24 protein-coding genes are annotated in these 25,528 nt (G+C 68.7%); 16 read left to right on the top strand and 8 right to left on the bottom strand.

Annotation, left to right across the window (positions count from 1 at the left end; genetic code table 11):
- From QTI17_RS03690 to QTI17_RS03665, 6 genes are all read left to right on the top strand, one after another.
- Positions 1–471, top strand: a complete 471-nt coding sequence (locus tag QTI17_RS03690; RefSeq protein ID WP_286531072.1) for an aromatic-ring-hydroxylating dioxygenase subunit beta — start codon at positions 1–3, stop codon at positions 469–471.
- A gap of 8 nt (positions 472–479) precedes the next feature.
- Positions 480–797, top strand: coding sequence for a non-heme iron oxygenase ferredoxin subunit (locus QTI17_RS03685; protein ID WP_286531071.1), 318 nt, complete (start codon positions 480–482; stop codon positions 795–797).
- Positions 798–806: 9 nt separating this feature from the next.
- A complete protein-coding gene (locus tag QTI17_RS03680) occupies positions 807–2,021 on the top strand; it encodes an NAD(P)/FAD-dependent oxidoreductase (RefSeq protein WP_286531062.1) in 1,215 nt (404 codons plus the stop codon).
- Positions 2,022–2,049: 28 nt separating this feature from the next.
- The gene (locus tag QTI17_RS03675) at positions 2,050–2,754 is read left to right on the top strand and encodes a fumarylacetoacetate hydrolase family protein (RefSeq protein ID WP_286531059.1); all 705 of its coding nucleotides are present in this window, start codon (positions 2,050–2,052) and stop codon (positions 2,752–2,754) included.
- A 14-nt stretch (positions 2,755–2,768) separates the two neighbouring features.
- Positions 2,769–3,902 carry a cupin domain-containing protein gene (locus QTI17_RS03670; protein WP_286531057.1) on the top strand — a complete coding sequence of 378 codons (1,134 nt, stop codon included), beginning with the start codon at positions 2,769–2,771 and terminating at the stop codon, positions 3,900–3,902.
- A gap of 118 nt (positions 3,903–4,020) precedes the next feature.
- Positions 4,021–5,277 (top strand): alpha/beta hydrolase family protein, encoded by a 1,257-nt coding sequence (locus QTI17_RS03665; protein WP_286531055.1) that lies wholly within the window; start codon positions 4,021–4,023, stop codon positions 5,275–5,277.
- A 123-nt stretch (positions 5,278–5,400) separates the two neighbouring features.
- On the opposite strand, the gene QTI17_RS03660 is transcribed toward QTI17_RS03665, so the two are convergent.
- Both QTI17_RS03660 and QTI17_RS03650 read right to left on the bottom strand, forming a co-directional pair.
- Positions 5,401–5,562: a hypothetical protein gene (locus tag QTI17_RS03660; protein ID WP_286531332.1), complete on the bottom strand. Its 162-nt coding sequence runs from the start codon at positions 5,560–5,562 to the stop codon at positions 5,401–5,403.
- A 154-nt stretch (positions 5,563–5,716) separates the two neighbouring features.
- Entirely contained in the window at positions 5,717–7,084 is a 1,368-nt protein-coding gene (locus tag QTI17_RS03650) for a homoserine dehydrogenase (protein ID WP_286531054.1), read from the bottom strand.
- Between QTI17_RS03650 and QTI17_RS03645 the strand changes: the two genes are divergently transcribed.
- From QTI17_RS03645 to QTI17_RS03625, 5 genes are all read left to right on the top strand, one after another.
- Positions 7,083–7,577, top strand: coding sequence for a hypothetical protein (locus tag QTI17_RS03645; RefSeq protein WP_286531052.1), 495 nt, complete (start codon positions 7,083–7,085; stop codon positions 7,575–7,577). The genes QTI17_RS03650 and QTI17_RS03645 overlap by 2 nt on opposite strands.
- Before the next feature lie 142 nt (positions 7,578–7,719).
- Entirely contained in the window at positions 7,720–10,245 is a 2,526-nt protein-coding gene (nirB, locus tag QTI17_RS03640; RefSeq protein ID WP_286531051.1) for a nitrite reductase large subunit NirB, read from the top strand.
- A 19-nt stretch (positions 10,246–10,264) separates the two neighbouring features.
- Entirely contained in the window at positions 10,265–10,609 is a 345-nt protein-coding gene (nirD, locus tag QTI17_RS03635) for a nitrite reductase small subunit NirD (RefSeq protein WP_286520365.1), read from the top strand.
- A gap of 50 nt (positions 10,610–10,659) precedes the next feature.
- Positions 10,660–11,472 carry a formate/nitrite transporter family protein gene (locus QTI17_RS03630; RefSeq protein ID WP_286531049.1) on the top strand — a complete coding sequence of 271 codons (813 nt, stop codon included), beginning with the start codon at positions 10,660–10,662 and terminating at the stop codon, positions 11,470–11,472.
- A 13-nt stretch (positions 11,473–11,485) separates the two neighbouring features.
- A complete protein-coding gene (locus QTI17_RS03625; RefSeq protein ID WP_286531047.1) occupies positions 11,486–13,213 on the top strand; it encodes a bifunctional protein-serine/threonine kinase/phosphatase in 1,728 nt (575 codons plus the stop codon).
- A 23-nt stretch (positions 13,214–13,236) separates the two neighbouring features.
- Here the strand turns inward: QTI17_RS03625 and QTI17_RS03620 are convergent, their stop codons facing one another.
- The 3 genes from QTI17_RS03620 to QTI17_RS03610 form a co-directional block, all read right to left on the bottom strand.
- On the bottom strand, positions 13,237–13,662 hold the full coding sequence (locus QTI17_RS03620; RefSeq protein ID WP_286531046.1) for a Cd(II)/Pb(II)-responsive transcriptional regulator: 426 nt from the start codon (positions 13,660–13,662) through the stop codon (positions 13,237–13,239).
- 85 nt (positions 13,663–13,747) lie between these two features.
- Entirely contained in the window at positions 13,748–15,541 is a 1,794-nt protein-coding gene (locus tag QTI17_RS03615) for an ATP-binding protein (protein ID WP_286531045.1), read from the bottom strand.
- Positions 15,542–15,624: 83 nt separating this feature from the next.
- Complete coding sequence (locus tag QTI17_RS03610) at positions 15,625–16,590, bottom strand: tripartite tricarboxylate transporter substrate-binding protein (protein ID WP_286531043.1); 966 nt, start codon at positions 16,588–16,590, stop codon at positions 15,625–15,627.
- 247 nt (positions 16,591–16,837) lie between these two features.
- Here QTI17_RS03610 and QTI17_RS03605 point away from each other — a divergent pair, with 247 nt between their 5' ends.
- The 3 genes from QTI17_RS03605 to QTI17_RS03595 all read left to right on the top strand — a co-directional run bounded on the left by QTI17_RS03605 (position 16,838) and on the right by QTI17_RS03595 (position 19,066).
- Positions 16,838–18,085, top strand: a complete 1,248-nt coding sequence (locus QTI17_RS03605) for a cation:proton antiporter (protein ID WP_286531042.1) — start codon at positions 16,838–16,840, stop codon at positions 18,083–18,085.
- 123 nt (positions 18,086–18,208) lie between these two features.
- Positions 18,209–18,655, top strand: a complete 447-nt coding sequence (locus QTI17_RS03600) for a YidH family protein (protein WP_286531040.1) — start codon at positions 18,209–18,211, stop codon at positions 18,653–18,655.
- A gap of 12 nt (positions 18,656–18,667) precedes the next feature.
- Entirely contained in the window at positions 18,668–19,066 is a 399-nt protein-coding gene (locus QTI17_RS03595) for a hypothetical protein (protein ID WP_286531039.1), read from the top strand.
- Positions 19,067–19,076: 10 nt separating this feature from the next.
- On the opposite strand, the gene QTI17_RS03590 is transcribed toward QTI17_RS03595, so the two are convergent.
- Positions 19,077–19,688, bottom strand: a complete 612-nt coding sequence (locus tag QTI17_RS03590; protein ID WP_286531037.1) for a response regulator transcription factor — start codon at positions 19,686–19,688, stop codon at positions 19,077–19,079.
- A gap of 47 nt (positions 19,689–19,735) precedes the next feature.
- Complete coding sequence (locus QTI17_RS03585; RefSeq protein WP_286531036.1) at positions 19,736–20,104, bottom strand: hypothetical protein; 369 nt, start codon at positions 20,102–20,104, stop codon at positions 19,736–19,738.
- 171 nt (positions 20,105–20,275) lie between these two features.
- Between QTI17_RS03585 and QTI17_RS03580 the strand changes: the two genes are divergently transcribed.
- Together QTI17_RS03580 and QTI17_RS03575 are read left to right on the top strand one after the other, a co-directional pair.
- Positions 20,276–22,522, top strand: a complete 2,247-nt coding sequence (locus tag QTI17_RS03580) for a heavy metal translocating P-type ATPase (protein ID WP_503011012.1) — start codon at positions 20,276–20,278, stop codon at positions 22,520–22,522.
- 40 nt (positions 22,523–22,562) lie between these two features.
- A complete protein-coding gene (locus QTI17_RS03575; RefSeq protein ID WP_286531034.1) occupies positions 22,563–24,983 on the top strand; it encodes a mechanosensitive ion channel family protein in 2,421 nt (806 codons plus the stop codon).
- On the opposite strand, the gene QTI17_RS03570 is transcribed toward QTI17_RS03575, so the two are convergent.
- Complete coding sequence (locus QTI17_RS03570; RefSeq protein WP_286531032.1) at positions 24,980–25,474, bottom strand: CinA family protein; 495 nt, start codon at positions 25,472–25,474, stop codon at positions 24,980–24,982. The genes QTI17_RS03575 and QTI17_RS03570 overlap by 4 nt on opposite strands.
- Between the last annotated feature and the right edge of the window lie 54 nt (positions 25,475–25,528).

Raw genomic sequence — 25,528 nt, 5'->3', positions numbered from 1 at the left:
ATGAACTTCCAGGACTACTTCGACCTGAACCAGCTCTACGCCAGCTACGCCAGCGCCGTGAGCTCCGGCCAGTGGGAACTCTGGCCCGAATTCTTCACCGAGGAATGCAGCTACCGGCTGCAGCCGCGCGAGAACTACGAACGCGGCTTTCCGCTCGCCACCCTCTCGTTCGAGAGCAAGGGCATGCTGAAGGACCGCGTCTACGGCATCCGCGAGACGCTGTTCCATGATCCCTACTACCAGCGTCATGTGGTGGGTGCACCGGTCATCCTGAAGGCCGAGGCGGACCGCTTCGAATGCGAGGCCAACTACGCGGTCTTCCGCACCAAGCTGTCCGAGCTGTCGTCGGTCTTCAGCGTCGGCCGCTACATCGACACGGTCGTGCGCACCGAGCAAGGACTGAAGTTCGCATCCCGGCAGGTCATCTACGACAGCGAGATGATTCCCAACTCGATCATCTACCCGCTTTGAGGACAGTCATGAGCGATTCCCAATGGACCGACGCCGTGCCTCTGGACAGGGTGCCCACGGACGACGTGATCGGCGTCAACGTCGATGGCCGCGACATCGCGCTCTACAACGTCGAGGGCGAGATCTACGCGACCGACAACATCTGCACGCATGGCCACGCGCGCCTTTGCGAGGGCTTCCTGGAGGGCCACGAGATCGAGTGCCCCCTGCACCAGGGAAGATTCGACGTCCGGAACGGCGTCCCCATGTGCGCACCCCTGACCGAAGCGATCCGCTCCTATCCGGTGAAGATCGAGGCGGGCCGCGTGTTCCTGTCGCTCGCCTGATTCGCGGCCATGCGCACCGAGACGATTGTCATCGTGGGCGGCGGCCAGGCTGGCGGCTGGGCGGCGCAGACCTTGCGCGCCGAGGGCTTCAAGGGCCGGGTCGTGCTGATCGGCGACGAACCCCATCGGCCGTACGAGCGTCCGCCGCTGTCGAAGGCGATCCTTTCGGGTGATGCCCACGCCGACACGGCCTACCTGCAGAAGCCGGAGGCCTTCGATGCCCTCGGGGTCGACTGGCGACCGAACGCAACGGCGGCGGCCATCGACCCGGCGGCCAAGCAGGTACGACTCGCCGACGGCGAGTCCGTCGGCTACGACAAGCTCATTCTTTGCACCGGCGGGCGTGCCCGCCGCCTGACCATTCCGGGCGCCGACCTGCCAGGCGTTCACACGCTGCGAAACCTCCAGGATGCGGCATCGCTGGGTGCGGCGTTGGTCGCCGGCCGTCGCCTGCTGGTCATCGGCGGCGGATGGATCGGCCTCGAAGTGGCGGCCACGGCCCGCAAGAAAGGCATGGAAGTCACGGTCGTGGAGGCCATGAGCCGGCTCTGCGAACGGACCGTTCCGCCCGGGATCTCCAGCTACCTGCAGCGCCTGCACACCTCCCATGGCGTGCGGATCGAGCTCGGTGCCGGCGTCGAGCGACTGGCAGAGTCGGCGAACGGATTGAGCGCCAGCCTGAGCGACGGACGCGAGATCGGATGCGACACCGTGCTCGTCGGCGTGGGCCTGATCGCCAACGACGAACTCGCGCGCGAAGCCGGACTGGCGTGCGACGGCGGCGTCTGCGTCGATGCGCATTGCCGGTCATCGAACCCCGACATCCTCGCCGCCGGCGACGTCGCCGTCTGGCACAGCGAATGGGCCGGCCGGCGCATGCGGCTGGAGTCCTGGCAGAACGCGCAGGAGCAGGGCATTGCCGCCGCCCGCTCCGCACTCGGAACCGATGTCACGCACCAGCCATTGCCGTGGTTCTGGTCCGACCAGTTCGACGTCAATCTGCAGATCTACGGCATGCCCGCCCCGCAGCATCAGGTTGTCGTCCGGGGCGACCCGGACTCGAATGCCTTCGTGATGTTCTTTCTCGATGGCGACCACGTGGTGGCGGCATTGGGCCCGAACTCCGCGCGCGAGCTGCGGTTCGCGCGGCGCCTGATCGAGCGCCGCACCCCTGTCGATCCGGAGCAACTCGCCGACCTCCAGGTAGCGCTCGCCAAGCTCTAGCTTCACCTCCTTCTTTTTGAACAAAGACATGACCCCGACCTATCTCTGGACGCCTCCCGCCATCCCGTCGCTGGCGGTGCGCGGCAAGGCCGAGCGCCTTCCCGTCAACCGCCTGTTCTTCGTCGGCCGCAACTATCACGCGCACGCGGTCGAAATGGGACGCCCGGTCGACAAGTCGGTCGAAGTCCCGTTCTATTTCACGAAGAGCCCGTCGACGCTGGTGGAGTCCGGCGCGACCGTGGCCTACCCGCCCGAGACGAAGAATTACCACCACGAAATGGAACTGGTGGTGGCCATCGGGACGCCGGGCTTCCGCGTCAAACGTGAAGACGCTTCCAAGCTCATCTACGGCTATGCCTGCGGCCTCGACATGACGCGCCGCGACCTGCAACTGGTCGCGCGCGACAAGGGCCGGCCGTGGGACCTCGGCAAGGATGTGGAGCAATCTTCCGTCGTGTCCGAGATCGTGCCGATGCCGGGCAAGGTGCTCGAGACCGGCGCGCTCACGCTGCGCGTCAACGGCCAGCCACGCCAGACCTCCGACCTCGACAAGCTGATCTGGAATATTCCGGAACTCATCGAGGACCTGTCGAAGTTCTACCATCTCCAGCCGGGCGACCTGATCTTCACGGGGACGCCCGAAGGCGTGGGCCCCTTGCAGCCTGGCGACCGCATCGACGGCAGCGTGGCTGGCGCCGGAGAGATCGTTCTCGACATCGGTCCGGCCGAATAAGATCCGGGGTCCCCATGACCGACGACACCGCCCCTTCTCCCGTTCGCCTACAGGCCGTCGCCGGGCCGGGTCAGCCTGACCCAACCCCGGCGCTGGAAGCGCTCTATCGCGGCTTCGAGGCCGAGCTCCTCGTGCCGCTCTGGACCGAGATCGGCGACCTGATGCCGAAGCATCCGCGCAGCAAGGCGATGCCGCACCTCTGGCGCTGGGACCGGCTGCTGGAACTCGCCGGTGAGGCCGGGCGCATCGTGCCCGTGGGCCGCGGCGGCGAGCGGCGTGCCATCGCGCTGGCCAATCCCGGGCTGGGTGGCCGCCCCTTCGCGACGCCGACCCTGTGGGCCGCCATCCAGTACCTGATGCCGGGCGAGAACGCGCCCGAGCATCGCCATACGCAGCATGCGTTCCGGTTCGTCGTCGAAGGCGAAGGCGTCTGGACCGTGGTCAACGGCGACCCCGTGCGCATGTCGCGCGGCGACTTCCTGCCGCAGGCCGGGTGGAACTGGCATTCGCATCACAACGCAGCCACCGCGCCGATGGCGTGGATCGACGGCCTCGACATTCCGTTCTCCTACCTCACGGAGTCCCAGTTCTTCGAGTTCGGACGCGAGCGGGTCGCCAGCACCGAGATGGGAACGCCGGATCGGTCGCGCTCCGAGCGCCTCTGGGGCCATCCCGGACTGCGCCCCCTGTCGCAGCCCGAGTCGCCGAGCACCACGCCGCTTCTGGCCTATCGTTGGGTGGACACCGATCGGGCACTGGCCGATCAGCTCGCGCTCGAGGCCGAGGGCCACGCCGGCACCGTGAGCCCCGGCCATGCGGCGGTGCGCTTCACCAATCCGAGCACCGGCCGTGATGTGCTGCCGACCATCCGGACGGAAATGCACCGCATCAAGTCCGCTTCCAGCACGTTGAAGCGCCAGGAAGTCGGCTCTTCGGTGTTCCAGGTGTTCGAGGGCAGCGGCACGGTGAAGGTCGCTGAGCGCGTCTGGTCGGTGAAGCGCGGCGACATGTTCGTCGTGCCGTCATGGGCGCCCTTCAGCGCCCAGTGCGACCCCGCTAGTGCCTGCCTCGACCTCTTCCGGTTCAGCGATTCCCCGATCTTCGAGGCGCTGAACGCCCACCGCGCGACCACGATCGACGGCGAGTAGTCGTGGCCCTGCCGGCCCGCGGGTGCCGGCTGGCCGGGACCTGGGGCAAGCCTCGCAACAGCTGCTCACCGGCTCGCAGAAGCCGTTGAGGGACTGTGGCGCACCTAGGCGTAAACCCTTGAGACTCATCAAGAAACAAATCGAAAGCTACGTTTACATTTGTTTACGTCTCCCTCGTCCGGATCCCATGCGTAAACGCTTCCTGATTCCTCTCGTCCTGCTTCTCCTGGCCTTGTCCTATTTCGCCCGCCCTGTCTACGACTTCGCCTGGGTCGCGGCCGGCCGGCTTTGCGACATGGCGACCGCGGCGACCGGCGCGCCGACCCTGCGCCGGCAGCGCGAAGCCGAGGTCGGCCGGAACCTGGCGCAAGGCGCAGAGATCGCCAGCTATCTTCGCGCCCTGCACCGCGCGGCGCCTGACGCGATGGCGGTCGCAGCCAGCCCCGCAGCTGCGCGCGAGCGGCTGCGAAAGAGCCTGCGCTATCCGCCGCCGGGCTTCGACAAGCCGGGAACCGAAGCCGTGGTTGAAACCGTCATCGGTGAAGACGAATTCGCAAGCTACCGCGAACTGAAGATTCCTGTCATGCCCGGCGTCTACGCGACCGGCGTGTACCTGCGGCCCAAGGCCGCGGGCGCGCACGAGAAGCTGCCGCTGGTGATCACAGCGCATGGCCGGGGCGGGATGCCCGCCGAGACGGCGGATGGCACTTTGGTGGGCGTCGAAAAATCGCGCCGCGATCTCGCCTGGCATGCGCTGAAGCGTGGCTACGCGGTCTGGCAGCCGGTCTACGTGCACTACGACCAGGACGGCGGCGAGTTCCGTGATCGGCTGACGGTCCGGGCCTGGCAGGCGGGCACCTCGCTCCCGGCCATCGAGATCGCGAAGACGGTGCGGGCCCTCGATGCGCTCTTGAAGCGTCCGGACATCGATCCCGAACGGGTCGCCATGATGGGCCATTCGTATGGAGGCTTCTACACGCTCTACACAACCGCCCTCGAGCCGCGCATCCGCGTGGCGGTGGTTTCCGCCTATTTCAATGACCGCGAAGCGGTGCTGGACTCCTCCGAGCCGAGCGGCTTCCTGGACTGGCGCTTCCAGGATTCACTCGCGCTGTGGCGCGACCCATCGGTCGCCGCGCTGGTGGCGCCGAGGCCGCTCCTCATCAACGCCGGCAATCAGGACCAGCTGTTCCCGATCGAGGGCGCACGGAGGGCAGCGCCGGAGGTCGGGCATGTCTACGAGCGCCTGGGCGTCGCCGATCGCTTCCAGTTCAGGGAGTACGTCGCCCGGCACGACTTCGATGGCGCGACGGCGATGAACTTCATCGACCGGCATCTCGACCTGGCCGCCAGTGAAGAGCTCGGCGATGATTGAATCGACCAACGGGCGGCCCCACTTGAACCTCAACCGGCGTTGCGAGTCCGTTGAAGATGGGCGCAATCGAGAAGCGCTCTCGGCCGCCGGGGCCGGCCCGGGCGGCGAACCTGCTCGACCCCTTCAGGCGGCGTTCTGCACCGAGTGCCGTGCCAGCTCCTCGATATGCCGTCGCGTGTCAGGCGCATGCATGTGCGTGTAGGACGCATCGAACGCAATGCTCAGCAGTTCGATCTCCTTCGGGGGCAGGACGCCACTCCCGTGGATGCCCGCGCCCGTGGCCATGAGCGGTATGTGGCGACCCGCGACCGGCCTCTGTCGGAAGTGGCGAGCCTGCTCGGGTTCGCTTCGCTGAGCGCGTTGTCGCGGTGGTTCACGGGGCGGTTCGGGTGCAGCGTTTCCGAATGAAGGGCGCAGTCCGCATCGCAGCAACGCTGAATCAGTGGCCCAGTGCCTCCACCCGCAGCCCGACGATCGCGCCAGCCACCGACGGATGCCCCTGCAGCACACGCACCGCCAGGTCCACCGCCCCCTGCGCCGCCGCATCCGTCAACACCAGCGCCTGCGGGCCATGGCCTGCCCGCGCGCTGGCCAGCAGCAACCGGCGCACGGGCACGCCCCGCGCCGCCAGCAAGGCCCCCACCGCCTCGACCTGCGATGCGGCCTGCAGCGGCACCCGCAGGTAGTGCGCGCTGCACACGGCTGCGCGCGGCAGCACCGGCAGCGCCGTCATCGCATGGGCATGAAAACCCAGGTGCGGCACGCGCTGCGCCGCATGGGTGCCGTCCAGCCGCGCCACGTCGACCAGGTCGGCGATCACGGCCGATGCGGTCTGCTCCGATCCGGCGCCCGCGCCGTAGTACATCGTGAGTCCCGCCGCATCGGCCTTGACCATGATTGCGTTCATCGACCCATCGACCTGCGCCATCAGGTGCGCAGCGGGCACCAGCGCCGGCTGCACGCGCAGTTCCACGCCATCCGCCCGGCGCCGCGCGATCCCCAGCAGCTTCACCCGATAGCCCAGTTGCTCCGCGCCGGCCACGTCCTGCGCCTGCAGGGCAGCGATGCCCTCGACCTGCGCATCCGCGAAACGCAGCGGCATGCCGAAGGCATTGGCGGCCAGCAGCGTGAGCTTGTGGGCGGCGTCGACACCCTCGATGTCGAAGCTCGGATCAGCCTCGGCGTAGCCCAGCGCCTGCGCCTGCGCGAGCGCGCTGCCGAAGTCGATGCCCTCGTCACGCATCTTGCTGAGGATGAAATTGGTGGTGCCGTTGATGATGCCCGCCACCCATTCGATCCGGTTGGCCGTCAGGCCCTCGCGCAGCGCCTTGATGATCGGGATGCTCACGGCCACGGCCGCTTCATAGGCCACGCTGACGCCGCGCTGCCGAGCGGCGGCGAAGATCTCGCCGCCATGCACCGCGAGCAGCGCCTTGTTGGCCGTGACCACGTGCTTGCCGTGGGCGATGGCCGCCAGCACCCAGTCGCGCGCCTGCCGGGTCCCGCCGGCCACTTCCACCACGACGTCCACATCGGGATGGGTCGCGACCTCCAGCGGGTCGGCGGTCAATGCGGCCTTGCCGTCGACGATGGCCGCGGCCCGCACGAGGTTGCGGGCCGCGACGATCACCACCTCGATCCCTCGCCCCGCCCGCCCGGCGATCTCGGCCTGGTTGCGCGCCAGCACCCGGAAGGTGCCCGAGCCCACGGTGCCGATGCCGATCATGCCGACGCGCAGGGGACGGGTCGCCGCGGGAAGGCGGCTGCGGGACTCACACTCGAAGGACTGGACTGGATCGCGGTACATGAAGATCTCCGGACGGACGAACAAACAAAAAACCCAGCTGCCAGAGCTGGGTCGGATTCGTTCGGGGGAGAGCGAGAACACCAGGTGGCTGCCGAAACGGCCACCTGCGCGTGCTCAGGTGGCCGCGGTGGTAATGGTGGTAATCATTCGTGAACCCAATGCCCCGTTCGCCCGCGTGAAGGCAGGCGACATCATGCGGCCCATGAGGGCGGCGCTCGATGCGGCAGGGATGAATTGGCACGACATGGGCGGTCAGTGTACAGGAGCCCGCGCCACCGACCTCCTCCGCACCAAACAGGCGAGCGCTGCGCCACATCGGCGCACGGTGCCCGGCTTCCAGGTCCGATCACGCGCGCTTTCCCCGCAGAAGCACGCCCCGCGAGGGCAAAAACCGCAGGCACGGTTGTTGCTTGAACTTCTTCGCTGTTCCGCCGACACCGTTGTCGCGGATTTTTGCAGTGCCTCCGCTAACGATGGCGAGGGATCCGAGTGAACCGAAAGCAACGACGCCGCCGGTTCGCCTGTTCCAACCCAAGTCGCATCCGTTCCACGCGGGGGCCCGCTGCCATCGGCTGAGCTACAGCCAGTCATGGTCGCCTGCACCCCGTCAGGGGCGGTTGCGTGCAGGATCCGACATGAAAATCGCAGTGATTGGCCACGGCATGGTGGGCCACAAGTTTCTCGAGCAACTCCACGAACTCGGGCTCTCGCAGGCGCAGGTCACCGTGCTCTGCGAGGAGCCTCGCCCGGCCTACGACCGGGTGCACCTGTCCGAGTTCTTCGCCGGCAAGACCGCCGAGGACCTGTCCCTGGTCGAGCCGGGGTTCTTCGAGCGCACCGGCTTCAGCCTGAAGCTGGCGGCCAGGGCCGTGGCCATCGAGCGGCGCAACAACACCCTCACCACGGCCGACGGCGAAGTGGTGCACTACGACAAGCTGGTGCTGGCCACCGGCTCGGCGCCCTTCGTGCCGGCGGTGCCGGGCCGCGACCGCCCCCACTGCTTCGTCTACCGCACCATCGAGGACCTCGAGGCCATGAAGGCCAGCGGCGCCCGCTCGAAGACCGGCGTGGTCGTGGGCGGCGGCCTGCTGGGCCTCGAATGCGCCAAGGCGCTGCGCGACATGGGCCTCGAGACCCATGTCGTCGAGTTCTCGCCGCGGCTGATGGCGGTCCAGGTCGACGAGGGCGGCGGACGCGCGCTGCGCAGCAGCATCGAAGGCCTGGGCCTGCATGTGCACACCGGTCGCAACACGGTCGAGATCACCGACGGCGCGAGCGCGCGCCACCGCATGGTGTTCGCCGACGGCACCCACCTGGAGACCGACATGATCGTGTTCTCGGCCGGCATCCGGCCGCGCGACGAACTCGCGCGCCAGTGCCTGCTGGCGGTCGGCCCGCGCGGCGGCGTGGCGATCGACAGCCACTGCCGCACCAGCGACCGCAATGTCTACGCGATCGGCGAATGCGCCGCGTGGAACGAGCAGACCTTCGGCCTGGTCGCGCCGGGCTACGACATGGCCCGCGTGGCCGCCCGGCACATCGCCGGCCAGGACGACGCCGCCTTCACCGGCGCCGACATGAGCACCAAGCTCAAGCTGATGGGCGTCGACGTCGCCAGCATCGGCGACGCCCACGGCAAGACGCCCAGGTCGCGTGCCTACCAGTACGTCAACGAGCACAAGCAGATCTACAAGAAGATCGTGGTCAGCGAGGACGGCAAGCAGCTGCTGGGCGCGGTGCTGGTCGGCGATGCCACCGAGTACGGCACCTTGCTGCAGATGGCGCTGAACGGCATCACGCTCCCCGCCGACCCGGAATTCCTGATCCTGCCTTCGAGCGATGGCAAGGCCAAACCCGGCCTGGGCGTCGACTCGCTGCCCGACAGCGCCCAGATCTGCTCGTGCAACAGCGTCACCAAGGGACAGATCTGCGCGGCCGTCGCCGAAGGCGCCTGCACCACCGCCGAACTCAAGGCCTGCACCAAGGCCGGCGCCACCTGCGGCGGCTGCGTGCCGCTGGTCACGCAGGTGATGAAGGCCGAGATGGCCAAGCGCGGGCTGGCGGTCGACAACCACCTCTGCGAGCACTTCGCCTATTCGCGCCAGGAGCTCTATCACCTGATCCGCGTCGGCGAGATCCGCAGCTTCGAGGACCTGCTGGCCAGGCATGGCAAGGGCCTGGGCTGCGCGGTCTGCAAGCCCACCGCCGCCAGCATCTTCGCGTCGTGCTGGAACGAGTTCGTGCTCAAGAAGGACCTGGCCCCACTGCAGGACAGCAATGACTACTTCCTCGGCAACATCCAGAAGGACGGCAGCTACTCGGTGGTGCCGCGCATGCCCGGCGGCGAGGTCACGCCCGAAGGGCTGATCGCGGTCGGCCAGGTGGCGAAGAAGTACGGCCTCTACACCAAGATCACCGGCGGGCAGCGGGTCGACCTGTTCGGCGCCCGGGTCGAGCAGCTGCCGCCGATCTGGGAGGAACTGATCGCGGCCGGCTTCGAATCGGGCCATGCCTACGGCAAGTCGCTGCGCACCGTGAAGAGCTGCGTCGGCTCGACCTGGTGCCGCTTCGGCGTGGCCGACAGCGTGGGCCTGGCGGTCGAGCTGGAGAACCGCTACAAGGGCCTGCGGGCACCGCACAAGATCAAGTTCGGCGTCTCGGGCTGTACCCGCGAATGCGCCGAGGCGCAGGGCAAGGACGTCGGCATCATCGCCACCGAGCGCGGCTGGAACCTCTACGTCTGCGGCAACGGCGGCATGAAGCCGCGCCATGCCGAACTGATCGCCTCCGACCTGGGCAAGGAAGAGCTGGTCCGGCTGATCGACCGCTTCCTGATGTTCTACGTCCGCACCGCCGACCGCCTGCAGCGCACCAGCACCTGGCGCGACAACCTGGAGGGCGGCCTCGACTACCTGAAGGGCGTGCTGATCGAGGACACGCTGGGCCTCGGCGCCGAACTCGAAGCGCAGATGCAGCACGTGGTCGATACCTACCAGTGCGAGTGGAAGACGGCGGTGAACGACCCGGTCACGCGCGCGCGCTTCCGCTCCTTCGTCAACAGCGAGAAGCCGGACGAGCACATCGTCTTCGTGCAGGAACGCGGCCAGATCCGGCCGGCCCGCGGCGAGGAACGCGCCGATGCCGATGCCGCCACCGCCTGAACAACTGAGGACCTTCGATATGACCACCAACGAATCACGCCATTGGACCGCCGTCTGCGCCGACGGCGACATCCTGCCCGATACCGGCGTCTGCGCCCTCGTCGAGGGCGTGCATGTCGCGATCTTCCGGGTCGGCCGGCAGCAGGCGCTCTATGCCATCGACAACGTCGACCCGAAGGCGGGCGCCAGCGTGCTCTCGCGCGGGCTGGTGGGCAGCATCGGCGAACGCATCGTCGTCGCCTCGCCGCTCTACAAGAACCACTTCGACCTGCAGAGCGGCGAATGCATCGAGGCGCCCGAGCACTCGGTGCGCGCCCATGCGGTGCGCGTGCAGGAAGGCCGCGTGCTGGTCGCGCTCGCCTGATCCCCGCCGCCTCGCAGCTTCACGACTTTTCCAATTTCCAAGGAATCCCCATGGCCTACCTAGCCCCTGCCGAGTTCGTGACCAAGATGGTCGATGCCGGCGAATCCAAGCTACTGATGTCGACCCGCGACACGCTGATCCGCGCCTACATGGCCGGCGCCATCCTGGCGCTGGCGGCCGCCTTCGCCGTGACCGTGTCCGTCAACACCGGCAACGCGCTGGTCGGCGCGATGCTGTTCCCGGTCGGCTTCATCATGCTGTACCTGATGGGCTTCGACCTGCTGACCGGCGTCTTCACGCTGGTGCCGCTGGCCGTGCTCGACAAGCGCCCCGGCGCCACCTGGCGCGGCTGCCTGCGCAACTGGGGGCTGGTGTTCGTCGGCAACTTCGCCGGCGCGCTGACGGTCGCGGTCTTCATGGCGATCATCTTCACCTTCGGCTTCAGCGAGGCGCCCAATGCGGTCGGCGAGAAGCTCGGCCACATCGGCGAAGGCCGCACCCTGGGCTATGCCGCGCACGGCGCCGCCGGCATGCTGACCTTGTTCATCCGCGGCGTGATGTGCAACTGGATGGTGTCGACCGGGGTGGTCGCCGCCATGATGTCGACCACGGTGTCCGGCAAGGCCATCGGCATGTGGATGCCGGTGATGGTCTTCTTCTACATGGGCTTCGAGCATTCGATCGTCAACATGTTCCTGTTTCCCACCGGCCTGCTGCTGGGCGGCAAGTTCACGCTGATGGACTACCTGATCTGGAACGAGATCCCGACCGTGCTGGGCAACCTGGTCGGCGGCCTGACCTTCGTCGGCGCGACCCTGTACGCGACCCACTACAAGACGGCGCCGAAGCGGGTCGTGGGCTGAGCGCAGCGCCTTCATGGGCAGCGCCTTGCGCGTGACGCTCGGCCAGCATTCGCTGGCCGGGCCGGGGCCGGTCAACCAGGATTTCCACGGCGCCATGCTGCCGGAAGGATCGCTGCGGACGACCAAGGGCATCGCGATCGCGATCGCCGACGGGATCGGCTCCAGCCGCGTCAGCCAGGTCGCCAGCGCGGCGGCGGTGCGCGGCTTCCTCGACGACTACTACGCCACCTCCGAGGCATGGTCGGTGCGCCGCTCGGCCCAGCGGGTGCTGGGCGCCACCAACGCCTGGCTGCATGCCCAGACCCAGCGCAGCGACGCCCGCTTCGACAAGGACAGCGGCTACGTCTGCACCTTCAGCGCACTGGTCCTCAAGGGCCGCGACGTGCACCTGCTGCACGTCGGCGACGCGCGAATCTACCGCCTGCATCCGCAAGCCCTGGAGCAGCTCACGGAAGACCACCGGGTCCACCTGTCGTCGGTCGAGTCGTACCTGGCGCGCGCCCTGGGGGCGGGCCCCAGCGTGGAGATCGACTACCGCTGCTGGGAAGCGGAAGTCGGCGAGGTCTACCTGCTTGCCACGGATGGCGCCTGGGCCGGCCTCGACGCCCGGACGGTGCACCACGCACTGGCCCGCTGCGGCCACGACCTCGACGAAGCCGCCCGCCTGCTGGCGTCGAACGCGCGGGGCGGCGACGACCGCACGGTCCAGCTGCTGCGCATCGACGAACTCCCGGCGGCGGACGCCGCGCAGCTGCAGTCGCAGCGCCAGGCGCTGGCGATCCCGCCCGCGCTCGCCCCGCGGGCGCGCTTCGAGGGCTTCACCCTGGTGCGCGAGCTTCAGGTCAGTGCGCGCAGCCACGTGCACCTGGCGCTGGACGACGCCCGCGGGCACCCCGTGGTGCTCAAGCTTCCGTCGGTCGACCTGCGCGACGACCCCGACTACCTGGACCGCTTCGTCCTCGAGGAATGGGTGGCACGGCGGGTCGACAGCCCCCACGTCGTCAAGGCCGGCACGATCGAGCGCGTGCGCGGGCACCTGTTCGTCGCCATGGAGTACGTCGATGGCCAGACGCTGGCGCAATGGATGGTCGACCATCAGAGGCCTTCGCTGGACAGCGTGCGCAGCATCGTCGAGCAGCTGGCCAAGGGGCTGCAGGCGCTGCATGGCAAGGAGATGCTGCACCAGGACCTCCGGCCCGAGAACGTGATGATCGATCGCGCCGGCACCGTGAAGATCATCGACCTGGCATCGACGCACGTGGCGGGCCTGGCCGACAGCTCTCGGGACCGGCGCGCGCTCGCCATCGCCGGCACCTTGCAGTACACCGCGCCGGAGTACTTCATCGGCCAGGGCGGCAGCATCCGCTCCGACCTGTTCTCGCTGGCCGTGATCGTCTACCAGATGCTGACCAGGCAATTGCCGTACGGCCTGCACGCTTCACGCCTTCGGTCGGCCGCCGACGCGAAGCGCCTGCGCTACGTGCCGCTGCGCCACTTCCGGCCCGACCTGCCGGCCTGGGTCGATGCGGTGCTGCAGAAGGCGCTGCACCCGGACCCTGCCCGGCGCCAGCAGGCGGTGTCCGAGTTCGCGCATGATCTGAAGGCCCCGGGACCGGAGTTCCTGCGGCCACGGAGCTCGCCGCTGATCGAGCGGCATCCGGTGCGCTTCTGGCAGTGCGCCACCGCGCTGCTGGGCGTGGCCACGGTCGTCCTGCTGGGGCTGCTGGTGGCGGGGAAGTGAATGGATCGCCCGGCGCAGTTCAGTCAGCAGGAGTGACAAACACAGGCCTCGCCGTGCGCCGCCGACACCAGCTCGCTCAAAATGCCGCACTCCTGGGTGGCGTGCGGCTGCGAGCAGCGACCGCGCAGCACGGTCAGCTGCTTCTCCAAGGCCTTGAGGCTCTTCAGTCGGGCGCGCACGCGCTCGATCTGCTCGTCGACCAGCTGGTTGATGTCGGCGCAATCCTGCTGTGGCGTCGCCGCGAAATCCAGCAGCCTCTTGATGTCGCTCAAGGGAATGTCCAGCGCCCGGCAATGGCGCACGAAGGACAGGCCCTCCAGGTGCGCCTGCCCGTAGGCCCGGTAGCCGTTGGGCTGGCGCGCCGGCGCCGCCAGCAGGCCTGCCCGTTCGTAGAAGCGGATGGTGCCGACGTCGACACCGGTTGCATTGCTCAGGTCGCCGATCTTCATGGTGTCGTGAGATTAAGCGAAGACATGCTCCATTTTTCCAATAATGGCGTCAACCATGGGGACGTTGGGGCGGGGCCATGACTTTTCAATCGCCCTGGACGGCGATCGGAATCGTGAATCTGAACAGGGCACCGCCGCCGGCACGATGCGAAGCCCAGAGCCTGCCGCCGTGCGCCTCGATCAGCTTGCGGCAGATGGCCAGGCCAACGCCCAGGCCACTCGCCTTGGTCGAGTAGAAGGATTCGAAGATCCGCTCCAGATCGCCGTTGGCGATGCCGATGCCGGTGTCCGCGACCTCCACCTGGATCTCGTCGCCCTCGTTGCGCGTGACGGAAACGCCGATGGCGCGCTCGCCGCTGCCACTCCCGATCGCATCCATCGCATTGCGCAGCAGATTGAGAACCACTTGCTGCAGATGAATCTCGTCGACGATGACCGGCGGCAGCCGGCTCGCCTCCGACAGGCGGATCTCGATGTCGCGCAGGTCGCAGTCCATCTTCACCATGCCGATGCATTCGGCGATGGCGCGATGGATGTCGATCAGCTTCGGTTCCAGTTCGTGCCGCTGCACCATGTCGCGCATGCGTGTCACCACCTCGCCGGCACGCGTGGCCTGCCCGATGACCTTGTCCAGGAGTTCCGACACCCGCGTCATGTCGGGCGCGGACTCGCCGGCGCGCCGGCGTGCCGCCAGCGCATAGTTCTCGATGGCGCCGAGCGGCTGGGTGATCTCGTGGGCCAGCGCGACCGACATTTCGCCCGCCGTATGGACCCGCACGAGGTGCGCCAGCCGTTCACGCCAATGTGCCGCCTCGACCTCCGCGGCAAGCTTGCGGCGTTCGGCCGTGTCGCGTGCATGCAGGCTGCCGAACACTTCGGCCAGCAGGCTGACGCCGGGCATCAGCGCCTCCGGCCATTCCTGCGCGCGCTGCGTGCTGGCGATGGCCAAGGCGCCCGTGACCCCGACCGGCACGGAGATCGGCACCACCAGCAGCGAGCGCACCCCGGAGGCCTGCAGTGCAGCGCGATCGCCGTCGGCTTCGGGCGGCAGTTCGCCCACCCGAGCCAGGCGCACGATGTTTCCCGCCGCCAGTCGATGCATGATCCAGGGAAGATCGGCTGGTTCGCCCAGGGTCGAAGGCGGCACGAAGCCATCGGCATGCCAGCGTTGGACCGCGCGAAACATGAGGTCGCCGGATCCGCGATCCCAGAGGCCGACGCGCTCGGCCTCCATGAACTGTCCGATCTCGCGCAAGCCGATTCCGATCGCGACTTCCGACTTCCCGGGCTCGGCCAGCACCAGGGACGCCAGGATGCTGCTGGCCAGTCGCTCGAAACCGATCGCATGGTCGAGCTGCTCCTGCGCATGCTTGCGTGCGAGGGCGCTGCCGAAGACATTCGCCAGCAGCCGCATGCGATTCAGAAGATCTTCCGGCCAGCGGCGCTCCGCGCGCACGCAACCGAAGCTCAGCGCGCCATGCAATTCGCCCGCCACGATGATCGGCATCGTCACGTGCGATTTGAGGCCGATGCTGCGCAAGGTTTCCTTGTCGACGGTTGCATCGGGCGGAAGGTCGTCGAGACGCTCGAACACGACCGGCCTGTTGGCCATCATCATTTCGAGAGACCAGGGAGCGAATTCGCGCGCCGACACATTCGTCATGGCGGGCCCGATGCCTTCCGCCGCGAACGAATGGGTGACCTGCATCCGCCCGCTCAAGGGAAAGACCCGACTGAGGGTGGATCGATCGATGCCGAGCGTCGAGACGATGCGCGCCAGGCTGTCGTGGATGGCACCGTCGATTTCGCCGGGGCACAGGGCGATGAATCTCGCCGACAGATCCGACAGGAGCCGTTCGAAGCTCAGGAGGTCGTGCATGGAGACCGGCGCCGGCCCTTGCACCCGGGCCGCGGTCGGTGTCCCCAAGACAGTGGATGGTCGCGCAGCCATGGACGGCGTTCCTAGTCGGCGTGAAAGCCCGATGCCTTCACGATGGGCGCCCAGCGCGCAATGTCGGCATCCAGGGTCGCTGCGAGCTCGTCCGACGAAGTGCCGGTGAGATCGAAACCCAACTCGGCGAGCCTGGCGGCCGCCTGCGGCGAATGCACGATCGTCGCGAACATCGACGACCATCGATCGACGACCGTCTTCGGTGTTCCCCGAGGGGCGAAAATGCCAACCCAGCCGATGGCCTGGACCGACGGATAGCCTTGCTCGATGAATGTCGGCACATCCGGCAGCTGCGCCAGGCGCTGGGTGCCCGACACCGCGATGATCCGAAACCTGTGCGCGCGATGCATCTCGATCAGGTCGGAGACCGACGAGATGCCGGCGGGAATATGGCCCGCGACGAGATCGACCGTCATCGGCCCGGCACCCTTGTAAGGCACGGGTTTCAAGACGATGCCCGCCTCCTGCGCAATCATGACGCCGAGAAACTGAGCCAGGCTTCCGGTGGAGCCCATGCCGTAGAACGATTCGGTCGGATGGTCCTTTGCCCAGGCCACGAAGCCGGCCACCGAGGTCGCGGGATGGTCCTGCGAAACCGCAAGCGCCAAGGGGTATGCCGCGATCTGCGAGACCGGCGCGAAGTCGTGCACCGCGTCGTAGTGGACATCCTTGAAGATCAGCGGCGCCAGGACCGGCACGACGAAGGGAAAGAGCGCCATGGTCTTGCCGTCGGGCGGCGCGTTCTTCAGCACCATGGCGCCGATGCGGCCGCTCGCGCCCGGCTTTTCCTCGACATGGATGTGGGCGCCATAGTCGGCGTTCGCACGTTCCGCCAGGTAGAGCGCCAGCGCCGTGGCGGAACCGCCTTCGAAGGGCACCAGGAACCTGATCGGGCCGCCGTCGTCGGCCCGCGAAACGGCAGCCAGGCAGACGCCCGTTGCTAGAGTGAGGATCCTCAGGATCTTGGCCAGCCGCATGGCCGCTCCTTCGAAAATGCGCTTGCCCGATGGCCGAACCCGAACCCGCCGGCAGCGGCTTCCGATCCGTCCGCCAGGGGCGGAGTATGACACTCGCGACGCCCGAGCGAGACCGGAGGTCCTGGAACCCCAGCCTGGCAGTGGCGGCACCGACCAAGCACGTACGTGGCTGGAAAGGCCCCGCCAGGGGCGATTCAGCGATTCAATCCATCCGGTGCAGGGCGCACTTTCCGCTGGAGGTGGTGTCATGTCATTCATCGAATTCGTGCATCGGGCCATCGACCTCCTTCCCGTGCTCGCGAGGTTCGCGATCATGATGGCGCTGATCCTCGCCATTCCGCGGATCGCGCGCGCCCTTCGTATTCCGGTGGTGGTGGGCTTGCTGCTGAGCGGCGTGCTGCTCGGGCCGCACATGCTCGATGTCTTCCCACGAGACCACCCCGTCGCCGAATTCTTCTCCAACCTCGGGATGTTGCTGCTGATGTTCTTCGCCGGCTGGGAGATCGACCTGGACCTGTTCCGCCAGAAGATCTTCCGCTCGCTCGTGTTCGGCCTCGCCACGACCGCCATTCCGCTGGTCTTCGGCACGCTGGCGGCGCGGTGGCTCGGCTATCCCGTGCTGCCGGCGATCGTCGTCGGCTCGCTCCTCGCCTCGCACACGCTCCTGGCCCTGCCGATCGTCACCGCGCTGGGTGTCCAGCGCCAGGAAGCCATCGTTGTGGCCATCGGCGCCACCATGATGTCGGACACGCTGTCGCTGCTCGTGTTCGCCGTCTGCGTGCCGATGTACGTCAGCGGCTTCTCGGCCTCCGCCCTCGTCATCCAGGTCGCCGAGATCGTAGCGTTCGTCGTCTTCGTGCTGGCCGGGCTGAGTCGCGCGGCCGGCTACGTCCTGCACAAGGTGGAGAACGACGAAGAGACCTATTTCGTGCTGATGCTCGGCATTCTCGCGGTGACGGCGCTGCTCGCGCAGTACATCAACCTGCCCGGCATCGTCGGCACGTTCATGGCGGGTCTGGCGGTCAACGCGGCCGTGAAGGACAAGCCGGCCAAGAGCAAGCTGGAATTCATGGGCACGACGCTGTTCATCCCGATCTTCTTCGTCGTCACCGGCTTCCTGATCGATCCGCTGGCGTTGGCCCGCAGCCTGTCGGAGGACGCGCTGCTCGCGGGCGGCATCATCGCCGCCCTGCTGCTGGGCAAGTGGATCGCGGCGCAGTCCTGCGGCCGCGCCTTCGGCTACGCGCCGGCCGCCCGCAGGACGATGTGGGCATTGACCCTGCCCCAGGTTGCCGCGACGCTCGCGGCCGCCCTGGTGGCGACCAAGACATTCAACGCCGCCGGCCAACCATTGCTCGACACCCGGATGTTCAACGGCGTCCTGATCATCGTGCTGGTCACGTCCATCCTCGGGCCGCTGCTGGTGCAGCGATTCGCCCCGGCGATGGCCGGCAGCGCAACCCGCGTCCGGGCGGTGCGCGGCTCGGCCGGATGAGGACGATCGGCGGCGCACACCCGTGCCACGTACGTGGCGCTACGTGGCCGCAGGACTGGATTTGTCCGGCCGCCGTGCGCACAATGCCTCCTCGCAGCGCGCAACCATGCGAAACGGATCTCCATGCAAGACCCTTCCTCAGCCACGCCGACCCACTCGACCCGGGGCGCGGCCGCGCTGGCGCAGAAGTCCTCCAGCGAGCTGGCGCTGTTCAACACCGAACTGGCGATCGATCGCACCCTGATGGCCGCGGACCGCTCGTTGATGGCATGGGTGAGGACCGCGCTGTCCATGATCAGCTTCGGCTTCACGATCTACAAGGTTCTCGAGAGCATCCGTGAACAGAGCGCGGCCTTGCCGCCCAGCCACGTGCCGCGCGACATGGGGCTGTTCCTCACCGGCCTCGGAACGGTGGCGATGCTGATGGGCGTGGTCGAGTACTGGTACCGGATCAGGAAGCTTCGCGAAGCCAAGAGCTTCCGCATCTTCCAGCCCTCTTTCGTCATGGCGCTGATCATGGCGGTCACGGGCCTGTGCGCTTTCATGGGCATCAGCTTCAGGGTGCTTTGAGGCGGAGGACTCATGGTCGATCTTCCGATGGATTTCCTCACCCGCACCTGGGCCGACATCACGAGCGGCCGGCATGCGCCGCTGGCATTCCGCTTCATCCTGCAGCCGGCGGTGGCGGCCTTCCTGGCGTACCGGGCCGGCAGGCGGGATGCACTGGACGGACGCCCGCTCTACTTCATGGCACTGGTACGCGACCGCACGCAGCGCAGAGCCTTGATCCGCGAGGGCTGGGGACATGTCAGCAAGGTGTTCATCGTGGCGGTCGTGATGGACGCGATCTACCAGTTCGTCGCGATGCGCTGGGTCTATCCGGGCGAGGCGCTGATGGTGGCTCTCGTGCTCGCGGTGGTTCCCTACCTGCTGTTTCGCAGCCTGGTGAACTGGATGCTGCGCCGCACCCGGTCCCGGTGACCAGGGCGCCCTACCCGCCCGGCCGCTCGAGGCTGAGACGTATCAACTCGGTCATCGAACTCACGCTCAGCTTCTCGAGCAGCCTGCTGCGATGCTGTTCGACGGTCCGGTGGCTGATGTCCAGCTCCTTGGCGATGAGCTTGCTCGGCAATCCCTTCAGCGCGAGCTGCATCACCTCGCGTTCACGGTCGGTCAGGGCCTCGATCCGCTTGTCGAGGTCGTTGTGCCCATCGTCCACGGGCGTGCGAAGCTTCGCATCCCGGCGCAAGGCCTCGTCGATCGCATCGAGCAGCTGCTGCTCGCGGTACGGCTTCTGCACGAAGTCCACGGCGCCATCCTTGACCGCCTTGACGGCCATCGCGATGTCGCCGTGACCGCTGATGAACACGATGGGAATGCGGGCACCGATCGCCGCCAGCCGTTCCTGCAGCGCCAAGCCGCTCATGCGCGCCATGCGCACGTCCAGCACCAGGCAGCCGGGACGTGCGGCGTCGAACACCTCGAGGAAGGCAAGGGCCGAGCTGAAGGTCTCGGTGGCGAGGCCGACCGAGCTCACCAGTTCCCGCACGGAGTCGCGATAGGCCTCGTCGTCATCGATGATGAATACGGTGGGGTCCGGCATCTCGACAGTCTAGCGAATCGGCCGCGTCGTGTTGCCGCATCAGGCCGTCACTGCGTCAGGGGCCTGGAGCCGTCCGCAGGCAGGACGATCGTCGAGTCGCCGTCCGGCGAAGTCACCGTGTCGGAATCGCTCAAGGGCGGCGGCGCGCCTTGCGGAACGACCACGACGGCGCGGCCGCCGGGCGACGTGACATCGTCCAGGGGCGGCAGTCCGCGTTGGGCCCGGTCCCACGTCATGCCCGCATCGCGCACGCAGGCATCGCGTTGCGGGCGCGGCAGATGTCCGTCATTGCAGTACGCGAGCGTGCGCTCGTAGCGCGCCCGGGCCGCGTCGAGGCCGGACGATTGCGCGATCGCGGCAGCGCACGCCGCAAGGGCGACGCAAGAGATCGCCGCATGCATGGGGCTGGGGGTCATGGTGGTGCTCCTCGGTGGGGTGACGGGAGATCCGGCGTGAGGCGAGTCGGGCGAACTGGTCTGAATTGTCCGGCAGGCAGTACCCTTTGACCAGCCCGGGCCCGACGCCCGAGGCCCGCTTGACCTTGTAGTGGGTATAGGGTGTGAAATACCCTCGAAAGCGACAACGAGATGGCCCAACACCACCACCACCCCCACGCGCCGGCGGCCGCAGCGGATGCCTGCTGCGCCGCCCCGCCACTCAGCGCGCCCGACCCCACGCGGGTCGAACCCGGCGACGCGCCGAACACCTTCCGCATCGCCACCATGGACTGCACGGTCGAAGAGTCCGAGATTCGCCGGCTGGTGGAGCCGATCGCCGGTATTCGGGGGCTGCATTTCCGCCTCGGCCAGCGGACGCTGCGCATCGACGGCACCGACGCCGCGGTGCGGCTCGCGCTGGCGGCCATTCGCAAGGCCGGCTTCGTGCCCGAACCGCTGGATGTCGCGGCCCAATCCGCGCCATCGCCCGATGGTGCCCTGCACGCGCACGGCGCGAGCCCCGGCCACCTGCGGCTCGCGGCCGCCCTCGCGCTGGCGGCGGCCGCCGAGGCGATCTCCTTCCTCGCCCCCGACATCCTGGCCTGGAAGGTAGCCGGCATGGCGGTCGCGGCGGCGGCGATCTGGCTGGCCGGCCTCGAGACCTACGCCAAGGGCCTGAGCGCGCTGCGGCACGGCAAGCTCAACATCAACGCCCTGATGTCGGTCGCCGTCACCGGCGCCTTCGTCATCGGCCAATGGCCGGAAGCCGCCATGGTGATGGCCCTGTACGCCATCGCCGAGCTGATCGAGGCGCGGGCGGTCGACCGCGCCCGCAACGCGATCAAAGGCCTGGTCGATCTCGCGCCCGCCGACGCCGAGGTGGCGCAGCCCGACGGCAGCTGGCGCCGCGTGCCGGCGACCGGGATCCCCATCGGCGCGATCGCCCGCGTCAAGCCCGGCGAGCGCGTGGTGCTCGACGGCATGGTCACGCGCGGCCACAGCACAATCGACCAGGCGCCCGTCACCGGCGAGAGCATTCCGGCCGACAAGGAGCCGGGCAGCCCGGTCTTCGCCGGCACGATCAACCAGAACGGCGAGCTGGAGTTCCGCGTCACCGCGACGGCCAGCGACTCCACGCTGGCGCGCATCATCCATGCCGTCGAGGAAGCGCAAGGCACGCGGGCCCCGACCCAGCGCTTCGTCGATCGCTTCGCCGCCATCTACACGCCCGCCGTGTTCGCCCTCGCGCTGGCGGTGGCGGTGCTGCCGCCGCTGCTGCTGGGCTGGCCCTGGCTGGCCGCCGTTTACAAGGCGCTGGTGCTGCTGGTGATCGCCTGCCCTTGCGCGCTGGTCATCTCCACCCCCGTCACGGTGGTCAGCGGGCTGGCGGCCGCCGCGCGGCGCGGCATCCTCATCAAGGGCGGCATCCACCTCGAGCACGCCCGCCTGTTGAAGGCCGTGGCACTCGACAAGACCGGCACCCTGACCGAAGGCAAGCCCAGGCTGGTGGCTTTCACGGCCTGGCGCGAGGCCGACGAGCGCCAAACCCGGCAGTGGGCCAAGAGCCTGGCGGCGCGCTCCGACCATCCGGTGTCGGCCGCGATCGCCCTGGGCATCGAAGACGACGCACTGGCGGTGGACGGATTCAAGGCCTTGCTCGGCCGCGGCGTCGAGGGGGTGGTCGAGGGCCGCACGATGGTCCTCGGCAACCATCGCCTGATCAGCGAACGCGGCCAGGCCGACCCGGCGCTCGAAGCCGAACTGGCGGCCCACGAAGCCCAGGGCCGCACCGTCACCCTGCTGGCGGACGAGGGCGGCGTGCTGGCGGTGTTCGCGGTGGCCGACACGATCAAGCCCGGTTCGGTGCGGGCCATCGCCGCGCTGCGGGACCTCGGCGTCACCCCGGTCATGCTGACCGGAGACAACCAGGCGACCGCCCTCGCGCTCGGGCGCGAGGCCGGCATCGACGATGCCCGCGGCGGCCTGCTGCCGGAAGACAAGCTGGCGGCCATCCGGGGCATGCGCCAGCGCTACGGCCCGACGGCCATGACCGGCGACGGCATCAACGACGCGCCGGCCCTGGCGCAGGCCGACATCGGCTTCGCGATGGGCGGCGCCGGCACCGACACCGCCGTGGAGGCGGCCGACGTCGTGATCATGAACGACGACCTCGGCCGGATCGCCGAGACGATCCGCCTGTCGCGCCGCACGCACGCGGTGCTGTGGCAGAACATCTCGCTCGCGCTCGGCATCAAGGCGGTCTTCTTCGTGCTGGCGGTGTTCGGCAGCGCGACCATGTGGATGGCCGTCTTCGCCGACATGGGCGCGAGCCTGCTGGTGGTGGCCAACGGGCTGCGGCTGCTGCGCGGCGTGCGCCCGCCTCTTCGTTCTCCTTGACACCTTTCAGGATTCGAAAGCAACATCGCCGCCACCGACCATGCCCACGCGCCTCCTCGCCTTCATCGCCTGCGCGTTGTGGCTCATCGGCGCGCAGGCGGCGACGGCAGCCGACACACCGGTCGCCGCCACGGCGGCCTCCCCGATTGCAACCGCGGACATCACGGCCCGCGCCGACGCCGACGAGCAGTTCGTCCAGGCCGCCATGCGCCGCGCTGCCTCGCCGGAAGAACTGCAGCGCTCGAAAGACGTGCTGGCCCGCCAGTCCGCCGCCGTCGAGGCGTTGTCGACGCTGTCCACCGGCACCGACCTCGCCGCGCTGCCGGTGCGCCGCCTCGAGAGCCTGCAGAGGCACTGGCAGCTGTATGCCCGCGAGCTCGCCGACGGCCGCGCCCGCCTCTCGCGAACCACCCACGCGCACGCCGAAGACGCCGCCTCGCTGGCCGCCCGCCGCAGCGACTGGCAGGCCACGCGCGCCGCGTCGACCGAATTGGCGCCGGCGCTGCTGCAGCGCATCGACGAGCTGATCGCGCAGATCGAGCAAGCCGAGCGGCGGGTCGCGCAACCCCTGGCCGAACTGCTCGACCTCGGCCGCAAGGCGAGCGTGCTCGCGGCCGAGGTAGAGGCCGGCCAGGCGGCGGTACAGACCCAGGTCGAGGAACTCGACCGACGCCTGCTGTCGATGGATTCGCCGGCCCTGTGGCAGGGCGCCGCCGCCGGCCGGGCCTCCGAGACGGCCAACGCCAGCCTGCGCAAGAGCCTGGCCATCGAGACCGCCTTCGCGCGCGACCACGACGCCGCGAACGCACCCGTGCTGCGCGTGCTGGTGGCCGTCGGACTGGTGCTGCTGCCGCTGCTGTTCTGGCTGCGCCATCGCGCCGGGCAGCTGATCGCCCAGGGCCATGCGAGCGCCGCGTCGCTCCAGGCGCTGACCCGCCCCTGGGCCTGCTGGCTGGTGCTGCTGGCGCTCGGTGCGGTGGTGTTCGACTTCCAGGGCCCGGCCATCCGCCAGCAGGCGGCCATGCTGCTGGCGTGGGTGCCCGTGCTCCGCCTGCTGCCCGAGCGGATCCTGCAGGCCGTCGGCCCCTGGGCCTATCTCAGCGCCGTCTTCTACTTCCTGAACGTGCTGGCCTCGCTGCTGCTCGGCAACGAATTCCTGTACCGGAGCATGCTGCTCGCGATGGACCTGGCGATGGCCGGCACCCTGGTCTGGCTGGTCGCGCGGGCGCGCCGCGCCGCCGGGACCGCGGACGCGCCGTCCAGTCCGACCCCGATGATCTACCTGCTGGGCGCCGCCTCGGCGGTGCTCGTGGCGGCCGCGGTCTCCAATCTGCTCGGCAACCTGTCGCTGTCGGCCATGCTGACCAGCGCCGTGCTCGACACCAGCTACCTCGCCCTGGTCATGTATGCCGGGGCCACGGTGCTGGTGGCGCTGTTCAGGGTGTTGTTGGCGCGGCCCGGGCCGGCGCGCCCGGGGGCCCGCAACACCAGCTCGCTGATCGACGCCGGCGCCAGGATCGGCCGCACGCTGATGGCCGTTGCCTGCGTCGTCATCGGGCTGCAGGCCTTTCGCATCTATCGCCCGCTGTCGGACTTCCTGCTGACGATCCTCTCCTACGGATTCACGATCGGCGTGGTGTCGCTGAGCCTCGGGAACATCGCGGCGTTCGTGGCCGCCGCCTTCCTGGCCTTCTGGCTGGCGCGCACGATCCGCATGCTGCTGGCCGAGGACATCCTGCCTTCGCTCGCGCTCACGCGCGGCGTCGGCAACAGCATCTCGACCCTCACCTACTACACGATCCTGCTGGTCGGCCTGCTGTCGGCGCTGGCCGTGCTGGGCTTCCCGATCGGACAGCTGGCCATCGTGTTCGGTGCCCTCGGCGTCGGCATCGGCTTCGGACTGCAGGACATCGTGAAGAACTTCGTCGCCGGCCTGATCCTGATGTTCGAGCGGCCGATCCAGCCGGGCGACGTGGTCGACGTCGCGGGCATGTCCGGCACGGTGCGCCAGATCGGCATGCGGGCCACCATCGTGACCACCTTCGAAGGCGCCGACGTGGTGGTGCCCAACGGCATGCTGCTGGCCGACAAGCTGGTCAACTGGACGCTGCGGGGCACCCGTCGGCGCATCGACATCAACGTCAGCACCGGCCCCGACGTGCCCCCGCGCACCACCATCGAGCTGCTGCTTGCGATCGCCCGCAGCGTCGACGGCGTGGCCACGGTGCCGGAACCCGCCGCCCTCATGACCGGCCTGACTGCCGGCGCCCTCGACTTCAACCTGCGCGCCTGGACCACCGACAGCGTCAGCTGGGTGGTGGTGCGCAGCAACCTGGCGGTAGCGGTGCGCGAAGGCCTGGCGGAAGCCGGCATCGAGGTGCCCCGGCCGCAGAGCGACCTGCACCTGCGCGGCCTGTCGGCGGAGTTCGCGCAGGCGCTGGCGGGCAAGGAGCCGTCTTAGGACTGCCGCAGCACGTCGTCGAACAGCGCCAGCAGGTGGCGCGCGAACAGGTCCATGTTCAAGGCCCGTTCGGCTTCGCCGGTCGCGACGGTCCGGGTCGACGTCGCGGCGCCGGCGACCGCGAGGCACACATGGCCGGGCGGGTCGCCGTAGGGGCTGCCCGACGGCCCCGCCGCGCCGCTTTCGGCCAGGCCCCAGGTGGCGCGCAGCTGCTGGCGGACCCGGTTGGCGACCAGTGCGGCATAGGGCTCGGTCTCGCCGCGCAGGCCGGCGACGTCGGCGGGCGTCAGGCCAAGCAGCGCCCGGCGGGCGCGCCGGGTGTAGACCACGGCGCCGCCGAGGAAGAAAGCCGAGGCCCCCGGTATCGCCAGCAGTGCCGCCGAGACCAGCCCGCCGGCCGAGGATTCGGTGACCGCGACCGTCTCGCCGCGCTCCTTCAGGGTGGCGCCGACGCGGGCGGCAAGCATGGAGAGTGGTGGCAGGTCGGACATGCGGCTATCGTAAGGGCGCTTTCCCCTGGCCGCAGAGCCCGCTAGACTCGACCG

It is taken from the genome of Variovorax sp. J31P179, assembly GCF_030316985.1.
GTDB classification, from domain to species: Bacteria; Pseudomonadota; Gammaproteobacteria; order Burkholderiales; family Burkholderiaceae_C; genus Variovorax; species Variovorax ginsengisoli_B.
This window is presented reverse-complemented; position numbering and strand designations above follow the sequence as displayed.

What these genes read in the sequence shown, in the direction of transcription:
- QTI17_RS03690 (WP_286531072.1), top strand. Translation starts at nt 1, where the DNA reads ATGAACTTCCAGGACTACTTCGACCTGAACCAGCTCTACGCCAGCTAC.
- QTI17_RS03685 (WP_286531071.1), top strand. Translation starts at nt 480, where the DNA reads ATGAGCGATTCCCAATGGACCGACGCCGTGCCTCTGGACAGGGTGCCC.
- QTI17_RS03680 (WP_286531062.1), top strand. Translation starts at nt 807, where the DNA reads ATGCGCACCGAGACGATTGTCATCGTGGGCGGCGGCCAGGCTGGCGGC.
- QTI17_RS03675 (WP_286531059.1), top strand. Translation starts at nt 2,050, where the DNA reads ATGACCCCGACCTATCTCTGGACGCCTCCCGCCATCCCGTCGCTGGCG.
- QTI17_RS03670 (WP_286531057.1), top strand. Translation starts at nt 2,769, where the DNA reads ATGACCGACGACACCGCCCCTTCTCCCGTTCGCCTACAGGCCGTCGCC.
- QTI17_RS03660 (WP_286531332.1), bottom strand. Translation starts at nt 5,562, where the DNA reads ATGGCCACGGGCGCGGGCATCCACGGGAGTGGCGTCCTGCCCCCGAAG.
- QTI17_RS03645 (WP_286531052.1), top strand. Translation starts at nt 7,083, where the DNA reads ATGAAGATCTCCGGACGGACGAACAAACAAAAAACCCAGCTGCCAGAG.
- QTI17_RS03650 (WP_286531054.1), bottom strand. Translation starts at nt 7,084, where the DNA reads ATGTACCGCGATCCAGTCCAGTCCTTCGAGTGTGAGTCCCGCAGCCGC.
- nirB (WP_286531051.1), top strand. Translation starts at nt 7,720, where the DNA reads ATGAAAATCGCAGTGATTGGCCACGGCATGGTGGGCCACAAGTTTCTC.
- nirD (WP_286520365.1), top strand. Translation starts at nt 10,265, where the DNA reads ATGACCACCAACGAATCACGCCATTGGACCGCCGTCTGCGCCGACGGC.
- QTI17_RS03630 (WP_286531049.1), top strand. Translation starts at nt 10,660, where the DNA reads ATGGCCTACCTAGCCCCTGCCGAGTTCGTGACCAAGATGGTCGATGCC.
- QTI17_RS03625 (WP_286531047.1), top strand. Translation starts at nt 11,486, where the DNA reads ATGGGCAGCGCCTTGCGCGTGACGCTCGGCCAGCATTCGCTGGCCGGG.
- QTI17_RS03620 (WP_286531046.1), bottom strand. Translation starts at nt 13,662, where the DNA reads ATGAAGATCGGCGACCTGAGCAATGCAACCGGTGTCGACGTCGGCACC.
- QTI17_RS03615 (WP_286531045.1), bottom strand. Translation starts at nt 15,541, where the DNA reads ATGCACGACCTCCTGAGCTTCGAACGGCTCCTGTCGGATCTGTCGGCG.
- QTI17_RS03610 (WP_286531043.1), bottom strand. Translation starts at nt 16,590, where the DNA reads ATGCGGCTGGCCAAGATCCTGAGGATCCTCACTCTAGCAACGGGCGTC.
- QTI17_RS03605 (WP_286531042.1), top strand. Translation starts at nt 16,838, where the DNA reads ATGTCATTCATCGAATTCGTGCATCGGGCCATCGACCTCCTTCCCGTG.
- QTI17_RS03600 (WP_286531040.1), top strand. Translation starts at nt 18,209, where the DNA reads ATGCAAGACCCTTCCTCAGCCACGCCGACCCACTCGACCCGGGGCGCG.
- QTI17_RS03595 (WP_286531039.1), top strand. Translation starts at nt 18,668, where the DNA reads ATGGTCGATCTTCCGATGGATTTCCTCACCCGCACCTGGGCCGACATC.
- QTI17_RS03590 (WP_286531037.1), bottom strand. Translation starts at nt 19,688, where the DNA reads ATGCCGGACCCCACCGTATTCATCATCGATGACGACGAGGCCTATCGC.
- QTI17_RS03585 (WP_286531036.1), bottom strand. Translation starts at nt 20,104, where the DNA reads ATGACCCCCAGCCCCATGCATGCGGCGATCTCTTGCGTCGCCCTTGCG.
- QTI17_RS03580 (WP_503011012.1), top strand. Translation starts at nt 20,276, where the DNA reads ATGGCCCAACACCACCACCACCCCCACGCGCCGGCGGCCGCAGCGGAT.
- QTI17_RS03575 (WP_286531034.1), top strand. Translation starts at nt 22,563, where the DNA reads ATGCCCACGCGCCTCCTCGCCTTCATCGCCTGCGCGTTGTGGCTCATC.
- QTI17_RS03570 (WP_286531032.1), bottom strand. Translation starts at nt 25,474, where the DNA reads ATGTCCGACCTGCCACCACTCTCCATGCTTGCCGCCCGCGTCGGCGCC.